The sequence below is a fragment of the Nodosilinea sp. LEGE 07088 genome, from assembly GCF_015207395.1.
In the GTDB taxonomy this organism is placed as follows: domain Bacteria; phylum Cyanobacteriota; class Cyanobacteriia; order Phormidesmidales; family Phormidesmidaceae; genus Nodosilinea.
Genome location: NZ_JADEWX010000095.1, coordinates 1 through 22,578, shown reverse-complemented (window position 1 = coordinate 22,578; position 22,578 = coordinate 1). Strand labels below are relative to the sequence as shown.

General features: G+C 54.3%; 19 protein-coding genes and 1 pseudogene. 12 read left to right on the top strand and 8 right to left on the bottom strand.

What is annotated here, in order from left to right:
- Positions 1-157 (bottom strand): annotated as a pseudogene (locus IQ254_RS19030) (photosystem II q(b) protein); the annotation flags it as partial.
- Positions 158-1,441: 1,284 nt separating this feature from the next.
- On the opposite strand from IQ254_RS19030, the gene IQ254_RS19025 reads away from it, so the two are divergent.
- Positions 1,442-2,776 carry a hypothetical protein gene (locus tag IQ254_RS19025; RefSeq protein ID WP_313887497.1) on the top strand — a complete coding sequence of 445 codons (1,335 nt, stop codon included), beginning with the start codon at positions 1,442-1,444 and terminating at the stop codon, positions 2,774-2,776.
- A gap of 118 nt (positions 2,777-2,894) precedes the next feature.
- On the opposite strand, the gene larC is transcribed toward IQ254_RS19025, so the two are convergent.
- On the bottom strand, positions 2,895-4,247 hold the full coding sequence (larC, locus tag IQ254_RS19020; protein WP_193967737.1) for a nickel pincer cofactor biosynthesis protein LarC: 1,353 nt from the start codon (positions 4,245-4,247) through the stop codon (positions 2,895-2,897).
- 28 nt (positions 4,248-4,275) lie between these two features.
- Between larC and IQ254_RS19015 the strand changes: the two genes are divergently transcribed.
- Together IQ254_RS19015 and IQ254_RS19010 are read left to right on the top strand one after the other, a co-directional pair.
- Positions 4,276-4,926, top strand: a complete 651-nt coding sequence (locus IQ254_RS19015; protein ID WP_193967736.1) for an L-threonylcarbamoyladenylate synthase — start codon at positions 4,276-4,278, stop codon at positions 4,924-4,926.
- Positions 4,927-5,300: 374 nt separating this feature from the next.
- A complete protein-coding gene (locus tag IQ254_RS19010) occupies positions 5,301-6,539 on the top strand; it encodes a hypothetical protein (protein ID WP_228040875.1) in 1,239 nt (412 codons plus the stop codon).
- Positions 6,540-6,556: 17 nt separating this feature from the next.
- Here the strand turns inward: IQ254_RS19010 and IQ254_RS19005 are convergent, their stop codons facing one another.
- The 3 genes from IQ254_RS19005 to IQ254_RS18995 all read right to left on the bottom strand — a co-directional run bounded on the left by IQ254_RS19005 (position 6,557) and on the right by IQ254_RS18995 (position 9,186).
- Positions 6,557-7,273, bottom strand: a complete 717-nt coding sequence (locus IQ254_RS19005; RefSeq protein ID WP_193967735.1) for a response regulator transcription factor — start codon at positions 7,271-7,273, stop codon at positions 6,557-6,559.
- A gap of 236 nt (positions 7,274-7,509) precedes the next feature.
- Positions 7,510-8,214, bottom strand: coding sequence for a rhomboid family intramembrane serine protease (locus IQ254_RS19000; RefSeq protein WP_193967734.1), 705 nt, complete (start codon positions 8,212-8,214; stop codon positions 7,510-7,512).
- A gap of 48 nt (positions 8,215-8,262) precedes the next feature.
- Complete coding sequence (locus tag IQ254_RS18995; protein WP_313887496.1) at positions 8,263-9,186, bottom strand: LD-carboxypeptidase; 924 nt, start codon at positions 9,184-9,186, stop codon at positions 8,263-8,265.
- Between the two features lie 61 nt (positions 9,187-9,247).
- Here IQ254_RS18995 and IQ254_RS18990 point away from each other — a divergent pair, with 61 nt between their 5' ends.
- A complete protein-coding gene (locus tag IQ254_RS18990) occupies positions 9,248-9,400 on the top strand; it encodes a chlorophyll a/b-binding protein (protein ID WP_193967732.1) in 153 nt (50 codons plus the stop codon).
- 139 nt (positions 9,401-9,539) lie between these two features.
- Here the strand turns inward: IQ254_RS18990 and argF are convergent, their stop codons facing one another.
- Positions 9,540-10,460 carry an ornithine carbamoyltransferase gene (gene argF, locus IQ254_RS18985; protein ID WP_193967739.1) on the bottom strand — a complete coding sequence of 307 codons (921 nt, stop codon included), beginning with the start codon at positions 10,458-10,460 and terminating at the stop codon, positions 9,540-9,542.
- Between the two features lie 260 nt (positions 10,461-10,720).
- Between argF and IQ254_RS18980 the strand changes: the two genes are divergently transcribed.
- The 4 genes from IQ254_RS18980 to IQ254_RS18965 all read left to right on the top strand — a co-directional run bounded on the left by IQ254_RS18980 (position 10,721) and on the right by IQ254_RS18965 (position 15,771).
- Complete coding sequence (locus tag IQ254_RS18980) at positions 10,721-13,063, top strand: CapA family protein (protein ID WP_193967731.1); 2,343 nt, start codon at positions 10,721-10,723, stop codon at positions 13,061-13,063.
- Positions 13,064-13,180: 117 nt separating this feature from the next.
- Positions 13,181-14,050: an aldose epimerase gene (locus IQ254_RS18975; protein ID WP_193967730.1), complete on the top strand. Its 870-nt coding sequence runs from the start codon at positions 13,181-13,183 to the stop codon at positions 14,048-14,050.
- Positions 14,051-14,194: 144 nt separating this feature from the next.
- Positions 14,195-14,956 (top strand): SDR family NAD(P)-dependent oxidoreductase, encoded by a 762-nt coding sequence (locus IQ254_RS18970; protein WP_193967729.1) that lies wholly within the window; start codon positions 14,195-14,197, stop codon positions 14,954-14,956.
- 188 nt (positions 14,957-15,144) lie between these two features.
- Entirely contained in the window at positions 15,145-15,771 is a 627-nt protein-coding gene (locus tag IQ254_RS18965; RefSeq protein WP_193967728.1) for a DUF4126 domain-containing protein, read from the top strand.
- A 36-nt stretch (positions 15,772-15,807) separates the two neighbouring features.
- On the opposite strand, the gene IQ254_RS18960 is transcribed toward IQ254_RS18965, so the two are convergent.
- Complete coding sequence (locus IQ254_RS18960; protein ID WP_193967727.1) at positions 15,808-17,343, bottom strand: alpha-amylase family protein; 1,536 nt, start codon at positions 17,341-17,343, stop codon at positions 15,808-15,810.
- Positions 17,344-17,702: 359 nt separating this feature from the next.
- On the opposite strand from IQ254_RS18960, the gene IQ254_RS18955 reads away from it, so the two are divergent.
- From IQ254_RS18955 to IQ254_RS18945, 3 genes are all read left to right on the top strand, one after another.
- Positions 17,703-17,852, top strand: a complete 150-nt coding sequence (locus tag IQ254_RS18955; RefSeq protein ID WP_193967741.1) for a hypothetical protein — start codon at positions 17,703-17,705, stop codon at positions 17,850-17,852.
- Positions 17,853-18,089: 237 nt separating this feature from the next.
- Entirely contained in the window at positions 18,090-19,757 is a 1,668-nt protein-coding gene (locus IQ254_RS18950) for a transglutaminase family protein (RefSeq protein ID WP_193967726.1), read from the top strand.
- Positions 19,758-19,877: 120 nt separating this feature from the next.
- A complete protein-coding gene (locus tag IQ254_RS18945) occupies positions 19,878-20,099 on the top strand; it encodes a hypothetical protein (RefSeq protein ID WP_193967725.1) in 222 nt (73 codons plus the stop codon).
- Positions 20,100-20,301: 202 nt separating this feature from the next.
- On the opposite strand, the gene IQ254_RS18940 is transcribed toward IQ254_RS18945, so the two are convergent.
- Entirely contained in the window at positions 20,302-21,651 is a 1,350-nt protein-coding gene (locus IQ254_RS18940) for a M17 family metallopeptidase (protein WP_193967724.1), read from the bottom strand.
- Positions 21,652-21,852: 201 nt separating this feature from the next.
- On the opposite strand from IQ254_RS18940, the gene IQ254_RS18935 reads away from it, so the two are divergent.
- Positions 21,853-22,035, top strand: a complete 183-nt coding sequence (locus IQ254_RS18935) for a hypothetical protein (RefSeq protein WP_193967723.1) — start codon at positions 21,853-21,855, stop codon at positions 22,033-22,035.
- Positions 22,036-22,578: the final 543 nt, after the last annotated feature.

Below are 22,578 nucleotides of genomic sequence, written 5' to 3'. Positions count from 1 at the left end.
TGAAGGCGATCACGAAGCAGGCGGTCGCAGCCAGCAGGGTGGGAATCATCAACACGCCGAACCAGCCCACATACAGGCGGTTCTCGGTGCTGGTGACCCACTGGCAAAACTGCTCCCACAGGGAGGCGCTTTCGCGCCGCTGTAGAGTCGTTGTCATAATGTATGAGTCCAGAGATGTCTACTTAGGTATGCAGCTAAGGTATTCCTTTAGCTGTCGTTACATTAGCACACATCTCTAAATAAAGCCGCGAGAAATAAATAGCCATGTCAAGAACGGTGCTTGAGAGTTGCAATCCTGTAAGCTTGGTGATGAAATAAGTTTCTGCATCGTTGCCTGCAATACAGGCAGTGAGCGCGGGGGCGTGGCGGAATGGTAGACGCTACGGACTTAGAAAACTGAGCCTTAGCGGAGAAATCTGTTAAGTGGAAGCTCTCAAACTCAGGGAAACCTAACTCTAGCCCTAGCCCTAGCAACGTCTGGACAGGCAGATATGGCAATCCTGAGCCAAGCCGGCACAATTTTTTGCCGGAAGGTGCAGAGGCCCGACGGGAGCTACCCTAACGTGCAGTCGAGGGTAAAGGGAGGGTCCAATTCTCAAAACCTGGCTGGGATTGTGCCCTAGTCTGGCAGCAGCGAAAGCTGCGGGAGAATGAAAATCCGTTGACCTTAAACGGTCGTGAGGGTTCGAGCCCCTCCGCCCCCATACCATTGTTCAGCAGAAGTAGCCTTCAAGAAAACTTTTTGCTCCGGATCCTTCTGACTTGGCCATGGTCAAACTCTGATCTAGCGCACCAGAATGACTGTAGTATTCTTTTTACAGTCCCTGTAGGGTCTGACCCCTCAGTCCCCAAAATGGAGACTGCTGGAGAAAGGCCTGTAGTTCTAGCGGTTTGAGTTAATCAATAGAGTTTCGTATTGTCATTTAAGCTACTACTCAATTGTCAACAGTGTGATCCTAGGTGGTAACTCAGCGCAATAGCTGAATTAGGCTAAAGCGGCATTGTGCTGTGTTATTTTACACAGATAGGTCACGATCACTACTTAGAGGCCTGGGGTATCTCCCTGTAGGGGTTCACTGGTCGTCTGGTCAGGTCTAGGTAGGCATGGTCTTGTCTACGGGTGTGAATCTACCATCGGGTTCATTGGGTTTAGGTTTATTGGGTTCGGACTTTTCGGACTCAATTTTTAAGTAGCTTTGCTGGTGCGACTGTAGTAGCTGCTTGGCATCGGCAGAGATAGGAAGTTAGGGGGCAACGCGTGCCAGCTGAAATTGTTGGCTATTAGTCACGTACTAGAAAAGGCGTTAGCTCCCTCGACCTCGGTGATAGCCGGGGTCGAGTTTGTGAACCAATGTCTCGGTAAGCTGTGTCTAGATACCCTTTGATGGAGCCAAACGACTACAGATCTCGGTCTGGGCTAACGCTAGCTCAGGCGCAGCAAGTGATCTATGACTTTCTGCTAGAAATCGTGAAAATCTGGCACCCTGACGATGTTTTAGAAGAATTTCTCCATCTTTTTATTCAGCATACTGATTCGGTTAGTTCCCAAACTCTGCCAGCGTTACACGTCATCTTATTTGCCAACAACGAGGATGAGTTTCGCAATACCATCAAGCGATGTTGTTACATTCTCGTCAACAACTGGGAAGTGGCGAGACACTTTGACGCCATTCAAGCGCTAGTAGATCTCTTTGCTGATCCGTTGTTGCAGCGCCGTACCCTATCGCCAACATTGAAGCGTTTGCGCTACTGGCTGATAAAGTTTATCCAAAGTGAAGATTTTGAAGAACTCCGCCTGTTTGCGGCTCGTTATAACGAAGGACGTACCCTCAATCGTCCTGATGAGTGGGCAAATCGCTACACGCCTTATCTGCTAGTGCCTCAGTATGTTAACGAGGCTAACCCTATTGAACAACGCCAGGCAGCTAGGTTGTTGTCTCGTCGTTTGAAGGAAAAATTCAAGTTTGATTTGGCTATGTATACGGCCTACAGTAATTCAGGTCGGGTGAACGGACGCACGGTTAAAAACCCTACAGCTTTAGGAGATAATGCTTTGCGGCTGGTCAAAGCTATCGTGGCAAAGCGGGGTGAGTTTAGCTACAAGAACCTAGCTCGTCTGTTTCTAGAGCAAACTCAAGATAGTACCTATAGAGAATTTAAGGGAAGTTTGACACGTTATCTGCTGTATACCGTCAGTGCCAATCCAATTTCTCTTCAAATTAAAGGGCATCTCGATACCCGTTTAACAGACCTCTACTCAGATTCTGACTTTCAATTCTTGGATCCATCCCTATTACTACGAACCAGCAATCGGGTGATTGACTACTTAATGACTGAAGATCAAGAGCAGCCATCACCCTTGTTTTCTATCATTTTGTCCCAGGGTAATGCCCTGACCCTGGCGGTTATTTTGCTCAAGCTAGTTCTGATCTCTCGTCAATCTCTCCCTTATCTGGAAGCGAGAATTGCTAGTTTAATTCGTTACTATGAGCAGTTTCCTCCCAAAGAATGCCAATGGGTTATTAACTTCTTAGAGGTGTTTCAAATTACCTTTGCAATCTACGGCGACAATATTGAATATAACTTGATTAAGATAGATGATGTTGACGATGTTGATGCTAGAACAGCATTCTTGTCTAGTCGACAAAATTTAGAGGCCTTTAGAATTTTTTCACAGACTTTGAGCCAAATCCATAGTGACGAGACAGTAACCTTTTTCAATCAGCAAGTTCTACCTGATGAAGAACTGTCTGATATTGAGAATCTTGAGCCATAGTTATATCTGGTACCTGAACCGAGTACTCTGAGGCGGAAATAACCCAGCTGTTTACTCACGCGGAAACCCTTATGAGGCCTGGGTTCCCGTTCTGCCTTCTTACTTCTGCCTTTCGGTACTAGGTAGAAGGTTGCTGGTTATACCAGGTATGGAGGGTGGTCTGATAAACGACTTGCCAGGGCACTTGGTGATGCAGCGCCGTAGCAGCACAGTCTTCATACTCTGGGTGAATATTAAGCACCGCGTGAGTGTGCGGATGGTAGGCCACTTTAACCGCTACTGGACCGTAGGCGGTTTGGATGGTGTGAATCTGGCGCGGTAGTATCCAGCGCTGTTGGTTTTGGCGACGAATGCCCAGGGTAGGTGTTTCGGTGAAGAGGATGTCGGTACAGCGCAGTTCATCGGTGGGTTGACAAATAACGGTGAGCATTAGACCGGGCCGGGACTTTTTCATGACAATGGGCTGGGCAAAAACCTCTAGGGCGCCAGCGGCGTAAAGCCGCTCATGAAGATAGCCGACGGCTTGGGGAACCATGTCGTCAACCTGGGTTTCGAGTAGTGTAATTGTGTCGGTATCGTAGGAGAGAGGCTTGGCTGACGGTAGCTTAGATAGCGAATTGTCGTCAGAAATGGGAGCTGTCTTACCTACCCATAGGCGTAGGATGTTGGCCACTGGCAGGTCTTTGCCTCCAGCTCCCAGGCCGATGCATTGTAGGGTCATGGTAGGCGGATCACCAAAGTAATTGGCTAGAGCTGTTGCGATCGCAGCTCCGGTTGGGGTCACTAATTCTCCATCTAGGCCATTGCTATAAATCGGTACTTGGGCCAACTCTAGAAGCTTTAGCACCGCTGGAGCGGGCACCGGCAAATGACCATGGGCCGCCCGTACTTGTCCACGACCGGTAGGCAGGGATGAACACACCACGGCGTCGACTTCTAGATAATCTAGGCCCAGGCAGGTGCCCACAATATCTACAATGGCATCGGTGGCGCCCACCTCATGAAAGTGCACATGTTCGAGGGCAATACCGTGGACAGCCGCCTCGGCCTCAGCTAGGCGACGGAAGATGGCCAGGCTCCATTGCTTTACGCGCTCGGGCAAATCAGCCTGAGTAATGATCTGCTCAATGTTAGGCAGATTGCGGATAGCTGCATGGTTGCCACTGGATTGCAGTGGGCTGTGATCGTTCTGAGTGGCAGGGTGACTGTGAGCGTGGGGCGTCTGGTGAAGCTGAAGGCTGGGCTTATCTGCCTCTGATGCGGGGGGTGTGATGAGACTGACCTGGGCATAGAGTGCCCGCAGCCCTCGACGGTGAGTGGGGTTAATAGAAAGGGTGAATTCGTGGCTTATCCCTAGTTTGGCTAACTGCTGTTGCAGATAGTCGAGGGGAACCCCAGCATCGACTAAAGCCGCTAGGCACATATCACCAGCAATGCCGGTGGGGCAGTCGAAGTAAGCTATGGTTTTCAACAGAGTATGTGAGTCGGGGACAAGGGCAATGGCAACAGTTTATAAGCTGCATCCTGACAACCCCCAGGGACGCAAGGTAGAGGCCATGGCGGCGGCGCTACACCAGGGGGCGCTGGCGCTTTATCCTACAGACACAGTTTACGCCATTGGTTGTGACCTCAACCATCGAGGCGCGGTGCAGCGTGTTCGTCAGCTCAAGCAGTTGGCCAACGAAAAGCCACTGACATTTTTGTGCGCCTCGCTTTCCAATATTGCTGACTATGCTCACGTCAGCGATAGCGCCTACCGTCTGATTCGCCGCCTGATTCCTGGGCCATTTACGTTTCTGTTACCCGCGACTCGCCAGGTGCCGCGGCTGGTGATGAACCCGAAGCGTCGTACTACGGGCATTCGAGTACCCGATCATAGGGTTTGTCTGGCTCTGATAGAGGCGCTGCAGAATCCGGTGATTTCGACGTCGGCGTTAACCTTACTACCCGAGGTTGAGACCGGCCAGGCTATAGACAAGATGGTGATGTTTGATACCTTAGAAAAGCAGGTAGACATCATTGTCGATGACGGTCAGCCCCTGGGCTACGATGTGTCCACCATTTTGGACATGGAAGGGGAAGCTCCGCTAGTGGTGCGCAAAGGCCTGGGCTTGAAAGCAGCGCTGGAGCAGGGTGCCCAATTTATCTAGCCAAGCTTAGCGTGGGCAACGGCACAACTGGCACTGTCTGATCGGTGGGTGGGCAGGCCATCGACGCCCATCGAATGGCCTGATTTATAACGCGGCTATCTAACGCTGTATTAGGCGTGATGATTCTTGCCAATCAAGGCTTTCAGGAACTTTTTCGGATCTGATCTGCGCCGCTATCTCTGCCTAAAACAGGGCTCTGGGCGGCTATTTGAAGACGGGGATTGTGCGGGGCAACTTTGATGGCTGGCACACTGCCTAGGAAATTGTGGCGGCCCAACAAGAATTACCTGATAACCCCACTCAATTCGGGATCACCCATGGATTGCCCGGTTGATGATTCGCTATCTCAGTGTCGTTGTTAGGATTGGGTAACTATGAAGACCGCATCTACCTGCTTTGCTATGCCCCTATCGTCTCCTGGGTTTACCCCGCAAGACCCGTTACCTCTGTCTGGTAATGAAGCTGAATCGGTTGCTATTGCCCCTCTGGTGCGGGAACTGTTGATGGCTCACCTACAACGGCGACCCGCTGGTATAGATGGCGTCATTGAGCGCCTGACGGCGGAAATCGATCGTATCTGCGCTAAGAGCGATCGCATTCAGACCTCCGGCGATGTGGGCCATTGGCAAACTACCCTGGTTCGGCACCGGGTGAGTAAATGCCTGACCTACTACGAGATGGGATCTAACCAAGGTCGAGCTGAGTTGCACAGCAGCCTGAGTGCGATCGTCTATCGCCATGTGGCTCCCCGGGGCAGCAATTTGGGCTTTCAGGGCCGCTATGCCTTGCTTGAGGACTTCATGCAAAATTTCTATATCGAAGTGCTCAATGCCTTTCGGAGAGAGCATGATCTGTTGGCCACTTACACTCCCCGCACCCAGCTAGAGCTGGCAGAATACATGGCGTTTAGCGAGCAGTATGCCAAACGCCGGATCAACCTGCGGGGCGGGCACAGTCAGCAGTTGATTGTGCTGAGGGCCCAGGCGTTTAGCCGTAGACAGCCAGCCGAAACCTCGGTGGATATGGCTCTGGTGAGCGAGGGGGCCAAGACCGAGGCTGCCGAGGCCCATGCCCACAGTTCTGTAGTGCAGCAGGTGCGCGAAAAAATGATGGCCGAGACGGCCGACCCCGGTGATGGAGTAATGCGCGATCGCGTCGTCAACGCGCTGGTGCAGTATCTACAAGATCAAAACCAGCCCGACTGTGTCGACTATCTGGTTCTTAAGCTACAGGATTGCTCAGCAGCAGAAATTGACGATATTCTGGGCCTCTCAGCCCGGCAGCGTGACTACTTACAACAGCGTTTCAAGTATCACGTCGAGAAATTTTCTCAACATCATGAATGGGAATTGGTACACCAGTGGCTAGGGGCCAATTTAGACACTCGTTTGGGCATGACCCCGACCGAATGGAGCGAATTTTTGGCCAGTCTACCCAACGACTATCGCCACTTCTTAGACCTCAAGCAAACTCAGCCCACTAACCCAGACCTGAGTGATGCGGCAATTGCCCAAACATTGGGCTGGACACCTAAAAAAGTACAGCGCAACTGGACTAAAGTGCTCAAATTAGCCTGGAACTATCGCAACCAGATCCGTGGAGCAGATGCCTAAAGACAAGGGTGGCCTACCTAGACGGCCATGACCTCCTCGCCAGCACCCGGGGGCTCAAACTTATAGCCGACGCCCCGCACGGTTTGAATGAGCGCCGGTTGAGTGGTATCTTTCTCGATTTTTTTACGAATTTGACCAACATGGACGTCAACGACTCGCTGATCCCCAACATAGTCATAGTCCCAAACTTTCTGAATCAGCTCAGCCCGCCGCCAGACGCGCCCCGGATGGCTGGCCAGAAAATGTAGCAGGTCAAATTCTAGGGCCGTCAGCGGCACCATTTCTTCGTTGAGCATCACTTCTCGGCGGACTGGATCGATCGCCAAGCTGTTAAAGGTGAGGCACTGTTGCTCCGCAGCAGTAACCGGGCGCTGGCGCTTGAGAATCGCTCCCACCCTGACCTCGAGTTCGCCCAGGCTGAAGGGTTTGGTCAAATAGTCGTCGGCACCTTCGTTAAAGCCCCGAATTTTGTCTGCCTCGTCAGTGCGACTGGTCAGCATGAGTACAAATACACCCGTGCGCGATTGCATTTCTTTGCAGAGGTCATAGCCGTTGGTGTCGGGCAGGTTGAGGTCAAGAATGACCAGGTCAGGGGTAAATTGCTCAAACATCACGAGGGCTTTTTTGCCATCCTCTGCTGACTCCATTTCGTAGTCCTGCGTGGCCAGGAACCGATGGATCAGGTTGCGAATTGCAGGGTCGTCATCGACAACGAGGATCTTGGCTTCGGCCATGCTCTTACCTATCTATAGCGTTGACTGGTCTAGATATGATTCAGGAACCCTCGGGGAGAAAACGGTTGCTACATTACAGCAGCAACGCCTACACCCTTCTAATGCTTTTCACGCATTTTTTGCGGCATCAGTAATACAGTCACAAATAATTCCCTAGCTTACTAGAGAACTTTATGAAGTTACCACCCTTTAAAGGGTTTACTCCCGCTAGCATCGGTAAACCCTAACGACTCAGGTCAATTGCGAGGCGATCGCGGCTTTGCCTCCATGAGCCCCAGCAACGGTGCCAAAATCAAGCCAAATACAAATCCCCCTGAGTGAGCCCAGTAGGCCACTCCGCCAGCCCCCAGGTTGAAGTTGCTGCTGAGGCTAGCCAAGCTAAACAGAGCCTGCTGTGCAAACCAAAAGCCGAGAAAAAAAATGGCTGGAATGCGAATGGTCGTGAAGAAAATAATCAGTGGCAGCAGGGTAACGATTTGAGCCCTCGGAAATCGTAGAATGTAAGCCCCCATGACCCCTGCGATCGCACCGCTAGCCCCGATGGTAGGGATTGTAGAGTAGGGATCAAAAATCCACTGAACCAGGCCCGCTAGCACCCCACAGCTGAGGTAAAAGATCAAAAATTTGAGATGGCCAAGCTGATCTTCAATGTTGTTGCCAAACACCCATAGGTACAGTAAGTTCCCCCCGACGTGGAAAAAGCCCCCGTGGAGAAACTGAGACGATACCAGGGTGACCCACTCATAGACGGGGGCCTGTAAGGCACCCCGAAAGCTCTGGGTCAACTGAGCGGGTACCAGGGCCCAGTGCTCAAAAAATGTATCAATCCCTGCCTGCGATAGGCTGAGCTGAAACAAAAACACAGCCGTGTTGATGCCCAGAAGTCCGTAGGTGACTAGCGGAGTCGTGCTAGTGGGGTTGTTGTCACGAAGGGGAACCACGGCGTTACCTGGGGAGTGAACCGGCTGGGGCCGGCAAAATATCTAGAGTTATGGCGACTGGGGTAGTACCTCAAGGCTGCCATTGTCGCTATCTAAATGGGCGATCGCGCCTACAGGCAGAGCGGCATTGTCTCCATCGTGGCCAAAGGGCAAATCAGACACCACCGGAATGCCCAGGTCCCCGAGGCGATCGCGCAGCACCTGCGCCACCGAAAAACTAGGCGCTTCAGGGGTCGGTGCACAACGGCTGAAGCGTCCCAGGGCAATGCCACCGACCTCAGCCATCTTGCCCATCATGCGCCAGTGGGTCAGCATGCGATCGATCCGATAGGGGGCCTCAGTGACATCTTCAAAGGCCAGAATAGCGCCTCTCAGATCGGGCTCGTGGGCGGTGCCTAACAGGTGAGTCGCCACCGTCAAATTAGCGGGCCAAAGGGGGCCAGTGACACTGCCCTGGCCCCACCCTTCCCCCTGGAGAGGCATGATTGCCTGCCGCATTACCAGCGCTTTGAGTCGCTGCTGCGACCAGTCGGGTTCTGCGGCCAGGGTAGTGAGTAGCGGGCCATGCACCCCCACTACACCCCGCTTGGCTAAACTCCACAGCAGGCTGGTGATATCTGAGAACCCGATCAGCCATTTGGGGGGAACCGTCTCAGGCCAATGCCACCCCTCCAGCAGTCTTGTACCACCGTAGCCGCCCCGGGCACAGAGAATACCTTTATAGGTGGGGTTAGCCAGAGCCTGCCCCAGCTGCTGGCGGCGGTGCTCGTCAGCCCCGGCCAGGTATCCCCAGCGGTCGTTGACCCCAGGGCCAACATCGACCCCAAAGCCCCAGCTGCGCCAGATCTCTACCCCCTGGTTAAAGATCGCCAACTCCCGCAGGGCACCACTGGGGGCAATCACCCGTAGGCGATCGCCTGGCTGGAGTGGGGGTGGATAATGCCAAACCTGGGCAGTACTGCCTGTGTCCACGACCTGAGCCCTCCAAAATAAATCCGCTATAATGCTTAACAAAGCGTTACAAAAGAAAGCCATGGCTAAGATCTCACCTCAACCTCGGGAATTGGGCTTTACGCCCGCTGCTGAGAGCCTAAATGGTCGGTTAGCAATGCTCGGCTTTGGGTTGGCCATTGTGATTGAATTGCTAAGCGGCGAGGGCGTACTGCATTTTTTGAACCTCGTTTAGGTCTAATTTGCCGCCTTCAGAGATCGACCTGAACCCTAGCTATGGGCGTTTCGGCATTATTTCCTAGGCCAGTCGATCGGCTAACGCATAGGTCTTGGCTGAACGTCTTGCCGAGTTGGCACCCCGGGAGGACTTTGCTCTAATCGGCTAAGACACTGGCCAGTAAAGCCTTTTGGGCATGCATGCGATTTTCTGCCTGAGGCCACACTCGAGAGGCGCTGCCTTCAATCACGGCGTGGGTGATTTCTTCGCCCCGGTGAGCCGGTAGACAGTGCAGCACAATTGCGTCTGAGCTGGCTTGGCTGAGCATTGCATCGTTGACTTGATAGGGCTGAAAAATTGGCAGCCGCTGCCCGGCCTCTGATTCTTGCCCCATGCTGGCCCACACGTCGGTGTAGAGCACTTGGACATCTTTGGCGGCAACCTCCGGATCGGTCGTAACCAGCACCTTGCCCTTGCCCTGCATAAGCCGTTGGGCCTGCGCTACAACTTCTGGATTGGGGGCGTAGCCTTCGGGCCCAGCAATGTGAACATTCATGCCCACTAGTGCGCAGCCAATGAGTAAAGAGTGGGCCACATTGTTACCGTCACCTAGATAGGTGAGCGTCAGCCCCTCTAGGGCACCAAACTCTTCTTGAATCGTGAGTAAGTCGGCCAAAATCTGACAGGGATGCTCTAGATCGGTTAGGGCATTGATCACTGGAATTGAGGCGTAGTCGGCAAATTCTTGAATTTCGGCTTGATCAAAGGTGCGAATGGCGACGACGTCCAGATAGCGGTCTAACACTCGGGCCGTGTCGCTGGTTGGTTCTCCTCGACTGACTTGAGTCACTCCAGAGTGGAGATCGAGCACCTGTCCTCCCAGCTGATACATGGCGACGGAAAAGCTGACGCGGGTGCGGGTGGAAGCTTTGCGAAACAGTAGCCCCAACACTTTTTGAGGGAACTGAGGATTGTGTTTGCCGGCTTTGAGTTCGGCGGCAAAACTGAGTAGGTCGCTTAATTCATCGACTTTGAGGTCGCTTAGGCTCAGCAGGTCGCGCCCGCTCAGGGGTGGCATGGACATGGGCAAGCTTCAGTAAAAATAAGACATTAGCAGATTATGGGGAAGGCTCTGGCGGGTCTGTATCGATGGGGGCAAAACCTGGCAGTTGTTACTGGTGAACGGGCTGAAGCCTGGGCTCAGACGTGTCGCCCTTGCGAGTCTGCATTATGATTGGGGCAACGCATTTACCATGGTGGTTTGGGCTTCTAGCGTTACACCCCGGAGGCGTCGTATAGCCACCCTTGAGTTGCCGTTTTGATTAACTTTGTACATTTATGATTAGTGCGGTTGTTCCTCCCCAAGTGTTGGCCTCTGGGTCATTGCCTCAACCCTCCACGGTGCGGGAGCGGGCGGCAGCGGGATATTTTCGCGACATTGCTCTATGGCTTAATCAGCCGCTGGCTCCTCACGGCATTTTTGTGCAGGTGCAGGCCGATCGGCCGGGCTGTTTGCAGCTCACCGTAGAATTTCATCGACCGCCCATCAAAGATCATTTGCTGCGATTTCTGTGTCACCGGGTGTGGCTGCTTAACTCAGGCCTAATTGAGGGAATTTGCGTCGTGGCGCGCCCGTTGGGCCATCGCCGTGTGTTATGGCAGCAGCGGATTAAAATTGTCACCCCTGCCCTCAAGCAACGCCGGGCCTTGCGGCCTCAACAACCTCAACCGAGCCAGGGCTCGCCACTGCCGCCTCAACTGCGTTCACCGCGGGTGATGGCTGGGCTGTCGCGCCAGCGGCTACAAACGCTGCGCACTTTTGTGCTGTCGGGGTCGGCCGTGGCCGCTTTTGTGATGGGTTGTCTGCTGGAAGCTATCCTATCTGCCCCATCGCCGAGTTTACCCCAGGTTACGGCTAAGACTGAGGTGCGATCGCGAGTTCAGCCGACTCAACCTGACCCGAGCCCCTCGGTACAGCGCTCACCGGAGGTTAGCGATCGGGGGGGCGTACCTGCGATCGCACGCCAAACGCCAGCCCCAGCCACTACCGTTGCCAACCGTCCCACCGTGGTTGATGCAGCCCTGGAGCCAGTGGGAGTGATTACCCACCAGACCCCAGCCTCGTCACCGATTGACGAGGTCACGCTATTATTCGGCGGCGACATTACTCTAGAAGATGTGGTTCCAGACAGTCTAGAAGTGCCGGGAGGCTTTTTTGCCGACATTGCGGATTACGATCAGGCCGATCTGGCTCTGGTCAATCTGGCCACTCCGCTGACCAATGCGGCCACTAACCTCAATGAAGGTCTGCGTCACCAAACTCGTACCGACGCTGTCAATCTGCTGGTCAATAGCGGGGTTGATATTGTCAACCTCACCCACAGCCGCCTGATGGACTACGGGGCGGCGGGGCTAGACGAGACCCTGACCACCTTAGATAGCAAAGGGCTCTATCGGATTGGGGCTGGGCGCAACGCGATGGAAGCTCGCCGTCCCGAGGTGATCGACGTCAAGGGTAAGCGTATTGCCTACCTGAGCTATGCCATGGGGGGTAGTGACGCCGCCCACGATGTTGCCGTTCTAAAAGAGCGGGCCGGAGCTGATGACGCGGCGATCGCAAAAGAAGTCGAAAAATTTAAAACAGCGACTGCGTTTAAAGATCGGGCTGGGTTCAATGCCCAAGACATGCCCGAAATTGTGGCTGATATTCAGGCCCTGCGCAGTGAAGTTGACTGGATTGTGGTCAATTTTCGCTGGGTCGATCATCTCAACGACCAACCCAACTTTATGCAGACCAACCTGGCCCGCCTAGCCATTGATCAGGGGGCCGATATGGTGGTGGGCTATCACCCGACCGTGATTCAAGGCGGAGAAATCTATAAGGGGCGGCCAATTGCGTACTCCCTCGGTGATTTTGTCTTTCACTCTGACGAGCCCATTGAGAATCAGGACTCGGCCATGCTCAAGATTGGCCTTAAGGACGACCAGATGCAGGTAGAGTTGCTGCCGGTACGGGTGCAAGATTCTCGGCCTAAAACCTTGACAGGCGATGCGGGCCAAGCCGTACTTGAGCGGGTTGAGCGGGCCTCGGCGCAGTTTGAGCAGCCCCTTAAGTCGCCACTGGTGCTCGACTTAAAAGCTCCGGAGCCATCTGCCGAGACGATGAGTGACCCGAGCAGCCCCTTTGTATCGCCTGAGGCCGAAGATACGTTAGAGATAAAAGTTGATCCCGATTCAGAGACACCGCCAGCGTCATCGTCAGAGGTATTACCGGATGACCTCAGCTCGCCTGTAGAGACAGAAAATTCCCCTGTGGACCCTGCGCAAGAAACGCTTCAACCCGAAGACGCTGAGCCTGTCGTTCCGCCGGTACCGCTAGACTTAGAGACTGAGTTTGACGAAAACCTTCCTGAGTGGGGGCCAAAGGTGTCGCCGCAGCAGCCAGATTTTGAGCCCGTGCCACCCCATCGCTCGGGTGCAGGCGAGCAAAGCGAGACCGACGAAACGCGTCCCAGCGCCGAAGCCCACGAGCCCCAGCCCCAGATTCAGCCCCATCTTTGGGGAGAGGAAGACCCTGTGGCCAAGCTACTAGCCGAGCCCAAGATCCAGATCGAAGTTCAAGACCAGCCCACCTGGACTGACCTGGTGCCTGCGACCCCAGCGGTCGATAGGGCTGATTAGGATTGGTTGCCAACTCAAACGGCAAACTGTGATGGTCAATATCAGGTAATGGTTGGGTGCCTCCCCCTTGGGTGAGAGCTGTGGTAACGTCTAGGCATACTGCTGCTGAGGTGCTTTGTGTTTGCTGTTGCTCTAAAAGCAGACCCTGCTGCGACCTATGTGCTGTCTGATACCGATACGGCCCGACTTGAGATTGTGCCCGATCGCGGCGGTATCGCTACCCGTTGGCAGGTGGAGGGACAGGATATTTTCTATTTTGATCGCGATCGCTTTGCCAACCCAGAGCTATCGGTGCGGGGCGGTATTCCAATCTTGTTTCCGATCTGCGGCAATTTACCCGATAACCAGTACCACCTCGATGGGCAAGCCTACCGCTTAAAACAGCATGGATTTGCCCGTGATTTACCCTGGCAGGCCACCCAGCAAGATGTGTCTGAAGCGGCCAGCTTGACCCTAGAGCTCTCCAGTGATGAGGCAACTCTAGCCCACTACCCCTTTGAGTTTAAGCTCGCTTTTACCTTTCAGCTCAAAGGCCATACCCTAGACATCGGGCAGCGGTTTACTAACTTGTCCGACCAGTCTATGCCTTTCTCCACTGGACTGCATCCCTACTTTCTAGTTGAAGACAAGTCGCAGCTAGAGTTTGAGATTCCGTCTACCGAATACCGCAACCACCTAACGGGCAGCACCGAACCCTTTGGCGGTAGCTTTGATATGACCCAGGATGAGATTGATCTGGCGTTTCAAGGCCTAACGGCTCCTGCGGCTACGGTCACTGACCACCATCTGGGGCGACGGCTAACCCTCTCCTGGAGTGCTGACTACACTAAGCTGGTGTTTTGGACGGTGAAAGGCAAAGACTATTACTGTTTGGAGCCCTGGACGGCACCCCGCAACGCGCTGAATACAGGCGAAAACCTGCTGGTGGTTGAACCCCAGCAGACGATGACAACCCATGTGCGCATGGCAGTCGCTTTTCTGCGGTGAGTATTTTTGCTCTCTTGCGTCAAACCGATAGGTTTGTGAAGGCTGGGTTTGATCCACATTCTTGGGGTCTGGATGGGGCCCTGGGTAAAAGTTTCTGGCAATGTTGAAGGATGACTATGAGCGCAATGGGTAGCAAAATCCGCGATGACCTTTGATGCTGCTGCAACTGATCAAACGGCTCTGGTTGTGGGGGCCAGTCGGGGTATTGGTTTAGGGCTTGTCCGGCAGCTGTTGACCGATCAGCGGTTTAAGCAGGTGTACGGTACCTATCGCTGTCGTGAGTCGGCTGAGGGGCTATTAGCCTTAGCTAACCCCCGGCTCAGCTGCTTGCCAATGGATGTGACCGATGAAGCATCCATGGCTGAGGCGATCGCGCAGATTCATGCCCTGACTCCCCAAATTCATCGGGTGGTGTACTGTGTTGGCTTGCTTCATGATGGTGACTTTCAGCCGGAGAAGAGCCTGCGGCACTTAAACAGCGATCATCTGGTGCGATCGTTTCAGACCAACGCCATTGGGGCGGCGCTGCTGGCCAAACACCTGCTGCCGCTAATGAAGCACGGCCAGCCCAGTTTGCTGACCGCGATCTCAGCTAAAGTTGGCAGCATTGGCGACAATCGTCTGGGGGGCTGGTACGGCTATCGCGCTTCTAAGGCGGCTCTCAATATGCTGATGAAAACGACCGCGTTGGAGTACGCCCGCCGTAGCCCCAATACCATTGTTGCTCTGCTGCACCCCGGCACCACTGACACCGGTTTGTCAAAGCCTTTTCAGCGAGGCGTGCCCCCAGAGAAGCTGTTTTCGGTTGAGCGCACCGTAGCTCAGCTGATGACGGTAATGGATGGTCTCGGCCCTGATGACAACGGCGAATTCTTTAACTGGGATGGCAGCCGTCTGCCCTGGTAATGTGGATTTGTAACTGGCGATCGGGGTTGGCTCAAGAGTTTTAATCCAAAAAAGTAGGCCAGCACTCCACTGATGGATGGGCTATTGGCACCAGCAGGCTGAAGATCGTTTGGTACTCATCTAGCTTGGCACTATGCTTAGGCAAAGGATACAAGGGCCATTGCTACATCACTGGTGAGGGAGTCGGGATGGATGCGCAATTGATCAACTGGCAACTGCTAGAGAGCATTGGCCTGGGGCTAGGGTTAGGGGTTGCCGCCGGGTTTCGGGTGGTGGTGCCCTTTTGGGTGCTCAGTGGGGCCGCGTTGTTTGGCCCTCTGCAACTGGCTGACAATATGACCTGGCTGGGTACGACTACCGCGTTTGTTGGGCTCTCTATTGCTCTGGTAGTCGAAATTTTGGCTTACAGCATTCCCTGGCTCGACAACACCATTGATACGGTAGCGCTACCGATCGCAGCGGTGGCCGGTACGCTGCTGATGGCGATCGCCGCCAACCAGCTTGACCCCTTTGCCCAGTGGAGCGTTGCGATCGTCGCGGGGGGCGGGGTTGCCGCCACCGTCAAAGGCTTGAATGGTCTGACTCGGCTGGTTTCAACTGCTACCACAGGTGGCGCGACCAACTTGATTGTGGCCGGGGTCGAACTGATTGGAGCCATAGTCATTTCATTGCTGGCTCTATTGGTGCCTGTGGTGGTGTTTGTCGCGGTGCTAGCTTTCTTTATTCTGCTGGTACGCTTTGCCATCAAAGCTTTTTATCGGTCTAAGCAATCTGCCGCGGGTGAACCGCAGACCTCTGTCTCCGATGGGGAGTAGAACATGGTGATGGCGCTTTTAGGGGCTGGGCTGTAGTTACTCGGCTAGCCTTGCTTCGGCGTGAATCGCTAGGGCCGTCATCGCTGGCAACGTAGCGGTAAACTGCCCGACTCGGTTGACCAACACGATCTGGGCATCGTTGGTACAGCGGGTACCATCGGCGGTCAGCTCACCCTGCGTCACATTGCAGTAGTGCCCTTGGGGCAGCTGAGTTTGAAAGGTATGGGTCAGGGCTTCAGCCTCGCGGTTGATAGCGACAAAGCCGCGATCGCCCCGGCCAAAGGCAATCTGGTTAGCACTATTGCTCCACCAGTCGGTAACGGCGGGTGTCGACTGGGTGGCGCTGCGAAAGCCTACCATCCCTGTGATAGCGGGCCAGCGGTGTTCGCATACCCATTCACCAAAACAGTTGACGGCGCCATTTTTGTAAACCGGGCGAGTGGCACCGTCGGCGTCGGCAGGTGGGCCCTGTTCTGAGTCATCAAAGGCAAAGCTCGACATGATCTGGGGCTTGCCGTAGGGAAAAGCCAGCATAAATACATTGGCTAGGGCATAGAGATCACTATCTTTATAGGTCAAATAATCGCCGCCGCCGCCATGACCCCGCTGCTTGTCATGGTTATCGATAAACACCACCGCCTGCTCGGAGGGGGCTAGCCCCCAGCCCTCACCCAAGGTCTGTAGATTGGCGAGCGTTTGGCCATCTTTGCCTAAGAAGGCTTCTCCAATAAACAGGCCATACTTGAAGTCAATCACATTGCCATAGCTGTAGTAGTCTTGCTTGCGAATGGCCTCGGTGCCCGGATCAATCACTTCTTGGTAGATATAGAGATCGGTAGTGGGATGGCGATCGCGGAGTTGTGCCAAAATCTCCCCCAGTTCTTCGTTGCGGATGTGCTTAGCCGCATCGATGCGAAAACCGGCCACCCCCATGTCGACTAGCTCACTCATATAGTTGACCAGGGTAGCTTGCACCTTGGCCGAACTCGTATTGAGATCGGCTAGACCCACCAGTTCGCACTGAGTGACATCTTCGGCGTCGCCGTAGTCGGTTACCGGCTGTCGGCAGGTATTAAAGTCTTCGGGTTCGTAGAGGTCACGGTAGTGATATTTATCAAATACCGTGCCAGCGCTGCCGATGCCATGGTCGAAACCGGCCATGTGGTTGATGACGGCGTCAGCATAGATAACGACCCCGGCTTGACGGCAGCGATCGATCATATCTTGGAGCTCAGCCCGGTTGCCGCTGCGACTTTCAAGACGATAGCTAACGGGTTGGTAGCGCTGCCACCAGGGATAGCCATAGTCGGGCAGCACCACATGCTCTTGGGGGGGAGAAATCTGTACGGCCTGATAGCCGTTGGGGCCTAAGTAAGTTTCGCACTCGATGGCTATATCATTCCAGGTCCACTCAAATAGATGCACTAGCGTTCCCGGAGGGGGTGGTTCAGCCAGGGCTGAATCAATTGATAGAGCAGACGATAGGGCTGGCAGCAGAGTAAATGGATTGAGTGAGACAACTAGCCCCATAAGCCCGCTGACGGCACACATGCCCGTGACAATTTTCCACATAGATTTTCAGGTAAGAACCGTATAAAAACTAACATCTTGAGCCACGATTCAGGTCGCTGTCATCGATATCATGCACAGCTAGACCAAAAAAATTCACATACCTAGGAATAGCCCCAGTCTCTCTTGATCTTGGTGTTTAGTTATCCTTTTGAGCTTAGTTTCTAGTTGCTTAGGTTGAGTTTCTAACTCATCCAGTATCTCAGTCGGTTTTAGCTCGTAGGCGCTGGCACAATCGATGCGGTCGGTGAGGCTGCTCAGCGGGTGGTGCCTTACAGCGAGGCGACGGTCTTTCTTCAGCTAAGCTAAATTCAAGGTGGTTCTCTCTACTCTGGTCACTACTTATGTTTTTCCCTTTTTGCATGCCTCCCAGCGCTGACTCTCGCCGTCAGTATCAGCGTCACAAGCTAGAGATGATGAAATCTTGGCGCGATTCCCTAGAAGCTCGTCTGGCCGCTCTCAATGCCGCCATTAGCACTGTCGAACAGCAGATGGGGCAGGAGGGAGAATAGGAAACCCAGGGTGCAGGGTAAGCGCAACCTCGTTACCCTGCACCCTGAATGGTTCGGGCCTTGTCACCAGCCCAAACAAGGCCGCTATGGGCTTAAATCTCGCTATGTTTTTGTCGCTGGGCTAGGAAAACTACACTTTTTAATGCATCATTCCCCTAGGATATGACCTGAGCGGGTAGATAGGGGCGTTCTGCCTTTGCCCGCTGGCTGTTTTCGTTCTGGGTTGCCCCGCTGGTTATGCCTGATTCCCTATTGCCCGTGTCTCCGGCCCTATCCTTGGCGGGAGTTATTTCACTGATTCAGCCGATTGGGGTGAAGGCCGTCTACGGACTGGCCTTCCAGGGTGACCGTCTGCTGGCAGTGGATCCTTTTCGTGGCTACTTGCTAAGCCTTGAGCCCGGTACTGGCCAGTTCGAGATTCTCAATACCGATAATGCTGAGGCCTTTTACAGCGTCACTGGCATTGCCTGTTGGCAAGAGCGACTGTGGTTTTGTCGAGACCACACGATCTACGTTACTGCTCTCGATCTGATTGAGCCGGTGCCGGTGCTCACGCTGCCCTACCCCGCCGACGGTGTGGCTCTGTGGGAAAACACTCTCTACGTTAGCTGTAAGAAGGGGGGCTGCATTTTTGTCTGCGATCGCGAGTCGGGCAAGCGCATTACTCAGTTTTCGTCCCCCGGTATTGGGGTCGAAAATCTCTCGGTCTGGGGCGACTATCTGTGGGTCTGTGACCAAATTGAGCAAACAGTCTACTGCCTCGATCGCGCCACTGGCGAACTGATCGTCAAAATGCTCACCCCCTTTGCTACCCCTACCGGGTTGGCAGCTCCCCCTCACACCACCCCTGAGAGCGGCACGATCTGGGTGGCTTATACCAACGAAGAGCCCTACGTGCGCGAAGACCCCAACGGCGAAGAGCCCTACGTGCTCACCTTTCGCGATCGCACCCTAATTCACCCCCTCACCTATCGTTGGTATAAAGAAGCCAACTACTGCCGCACCAACGGCTACCTGGTCGAGATGACCTACGTCGAAGAAATTGACACCCTTGAAGACGCCATTCCCCTCAGGGATGTCGAATGGCGCATCGCCTTTCCCACCAGCACCGATCGCCAGCGAGTAAAGTCGGTGGAGCCCGTAGGCTTGCCCTTTACCGAAGAAGAACAAAACGGTGAGCGCGTCGCCAGCTTCAAATTTGATCGCATTGACCCCAATCAGCGTCACCTCTTTGGCTGGAAAGCACTGGTTGAAGTCTACGGCATCAAGTACCAGCTCACCCCGCGTCAGGTAGAGTCGGCCCCGCCCTTGCCCCCAGAGTATGGGCCCCGTTACCTGACTGACGACGACGAACTGGCCATGGATACTCCCCTAGTGCAGGCGGCGGCTCGCCAGAGCCTTGGCACCGAAACCAACCTGCTACGCCAGGTGCTCAACATTCGCAACTACGTCTACGACAAACTCTCCTACGCCGTTACCCCTGCGATCGAAACCCCCGACGTGGTGCTTCAGCGAGGGCGAGGCTCTTGTGGTGAATATGTGGGGCTCTTGCTGGCCCTAATGCGCCTCAACGGTATTGCCTGTCGTACCGTTGGCCGCTACAAGTGCCCGGCTCACGCCGATCAGTCCGGTATCTACCTCGAACCTGACTTCAACCATGTATGGATTGAGTTCTACGTTCCCGGGTTTGGCTGGGTGCCGATGGAGTCTAACCCCGACGACGTGCAGGAGGGTGGCCCCTACCCCACTCGGTTTTTCATGGGTCTGCCCTGGTGGCATGTAGAAATGGGCAAGGGGATTCCCTTCGAAAAACTGATTCGGCCTGCAGGTAGCCCTGAGGTCCGCCTGGGCGACCTGGCTGTCAACCATATGCGCTTCAAGATTTTGGGGGAACTTGCCCCTTAGAGCCGGTGGTCACAATCGACCTGTTGGGTGGAGAGCAAATTCGCTGGCAGAGTCTTGGTATCCGGGCTTGGTATCCTAAGAGTGCCATGGTAAACAATCTAAGCTATTCATCCCGCTGCTATGTCTATTTCGAAAACCGAAGCCAAGCAGCTGCTTGAGCGCATGATTTTTGACATCACTGCTCCTGATGATTGGGTGCAAGATGTCTGGGGCCTCAGCCCCCTCATGGGTGACAGTGCCGCTAAGCTGCTTGATGCTTTCTACGCGCTGATCGACTGTTGCCCCGACGATCAGCTCGATAGTCTAGTTAAGGGGCTGTATCGAGAGCAGCTGGAGTTTTAGGTAGCCGTAAGTGATGTTTAGACGTTTGGCTTGGACGATTGCCAGACTCCGTCTCAGTTCCCATGCCGACTCTCCACCCAGTTGCATATCACTGCTCCGAATCCAGCTCGGATGCGATCGCCTTGGGCTAACGACAACTGAGTTGTAGGGGTGCTCAGCTAAGTGCCCCCACAACTCCAGAACCGGTCAAGAGAAGGTCGAATTACCCTGCTATGGTCTGACGAATTAGCTCGAAGACGGCCCGTATACCCATCGCTTCGCCGCCTTCAGGGCGACCGGGTAAAGTGCGAATGTTCCAGGCCATGAGGTCTAGGTGTACCCAAGGAATCTCAGACCGGCTAAACTCTTGCAGGAATAGGGCAGCGGTAATTGACCCGCCATAGGAAGTATTAGAAATATTGGAGATGTCAGCTACCGCACTGTCTAACATAGCCCGGTAGGGTTGATGTAAGGGGAGTTGCCACAGAGGGTCATCCACTGCCAGACCACAGGCAAGCAGAGTGCTGGCGGTTTCGGGCTGGTTGCTAAAACAGGCGGGTAGCTCAGTCCCGAGGGCAATGCGGGCGGCCCCGGTGAGCGTGGCAAAGTCAACCACGAGCTGGGGGGCAGGCTCTTCGCAGAATGCTTCCCACAGAGCATCGGCCAGCACTAGGCGGCCTTCGGCATCGGTGTTGCCTACTTCGACAGTCAGCCCGCGGCGAGAGGATACGACATCAAGGGGATGCAGAGCATTCCCAGCGATGCTGTTTTCTACTGCTGGGATGAGAACTCGCAGGCGGACAGGCAGCTGTAGGCCCATGATCATTTCTGCTAGGCCCAGCGCATTGGCAGCCCCTCCCATGTCTTTTTTCATCAGCCTCATGCCAGCGGCGGTCTTGATATCAAGACCGCCGCTATCAAAGCAGACACCTTTGCCTACCAGGGTGACCTTGGGAGCATCGGGCTCTCCCCAGGTAATATCAAGCAGGCGAGGAGGCTGGGCGCAGGCGCGACCGACGGCGTGAATCAGAGGATAGTTTTGGGTGAGTAGGTCATCTCCAAGAATAGTAGTTAGATTTGCGGCATGGCGATCGCACAGAGCCTGGGCCGCCACCTCTAGCTGTGCTGGCCCCATGTCACCAGCGGGGGTAGTCACTAGATCTCGCACCAGGGTAGTCGCAGCTACGGCGGTAGCAACATAGGCTGCATCGGCTCCATCTGGGGGCAGCAACTCAGCCAGCGATACGGCTGAGTTGTGCTTGTACTGAGTAAAGCTATAGCGGCCTAATTGCCAGCCTAGCCAGAGCTGAGTCGCCATGGCAGCGGGCCACTCGTCGGCTAAGGTGTAGGTCTGGGCCGGAAGGCTTTTCGGTAAATTGCCCAAGGTCCAGGTATCGATCGGGTCAGGCTTACCCACTAAGACTTTGGCGACGGTGCCCTCGGCGTTGGGTACTAGGCAGAGGGTGTTGGGGTCAGCCTTAAACCCGGTAGCCAGAGCCCATGCCTGGCTGTCGGCGTGGTAGTTGGCAAAATCGGTCTGATTTACTAGATAAATGGGAATCGGCGTTGACAATGGTTATCCTCCGAGGGTGGCACCCAAATCAATCAGTCTATCGGAGTTTTGCTCATGACGTAAGGATGCCCATCGAGCGGCTTCTGGAACGTTGGTGTGGGGTCAGCGTCAGTGAGCACACCCTAGCCAACCATGTCTAGGCATCAGGGTCTGAGTTAGGGGGCACTGGCGACCACGCACGCGGCCGAGGCAGTTTGTCCCGTGGTGTCGAGTGTGAGCGCAGTGGCGGCCCCGCCCCGCGAACGTCCGGTGTTTTACATCGGTGCCGATAGCATCCCCACGCCGATGCGCTACATCGGTACCTGCGAAGCTAAGGTCGGGGTGAGGTTTTGGGAAACGGATCATTGGCGCTTGTATCCCACTCGCTCAGTTGTTAAACGCTGAGAGTATGTCGCTACGCTGGAAAGCGATGCTGGTAAGCAGCGTTCATGGGTCGAAACCCAGCAAGAAACCCTCAAACAGTCCCAGTAGTGCAGCGTTATCGAAGCAGCGCAGCACTTGCTGCCCACGACCAAAGCCTTATCTGTCAGCATCGAACGGTGAGGTAGCCACCTGGGCAATAATCACAATCGCATCGATTACTAAACTTACCGTCAGCAGGGCTTGATGATTGGTTCAGGTGTCGTCGAGAGTTCCAGTCGCCGTATTGCCACCGTTCGACTTAAGCAGTCAGGCATGTTCTGGTCAAAATTTGGAGCGGAGGCAGTAATGACTTTACCTTAGAGTCTGTAGAGAAAAAACTTTGAAGAAAGCGTTGACACCTTCCTCCAACACCGCTATATTAGTAAAGCGCCTGAGGGAAGCAGCTTGAGAGAGTGGTTTACCGAGGGTTGCAGAGAACCTCGACAACTACATAATCTAGAAACAAAGCCAAGGTTCCTGTCAAGGATTAAATTGGTTTAACGATAGCACAAGTGTTGTTGTTAA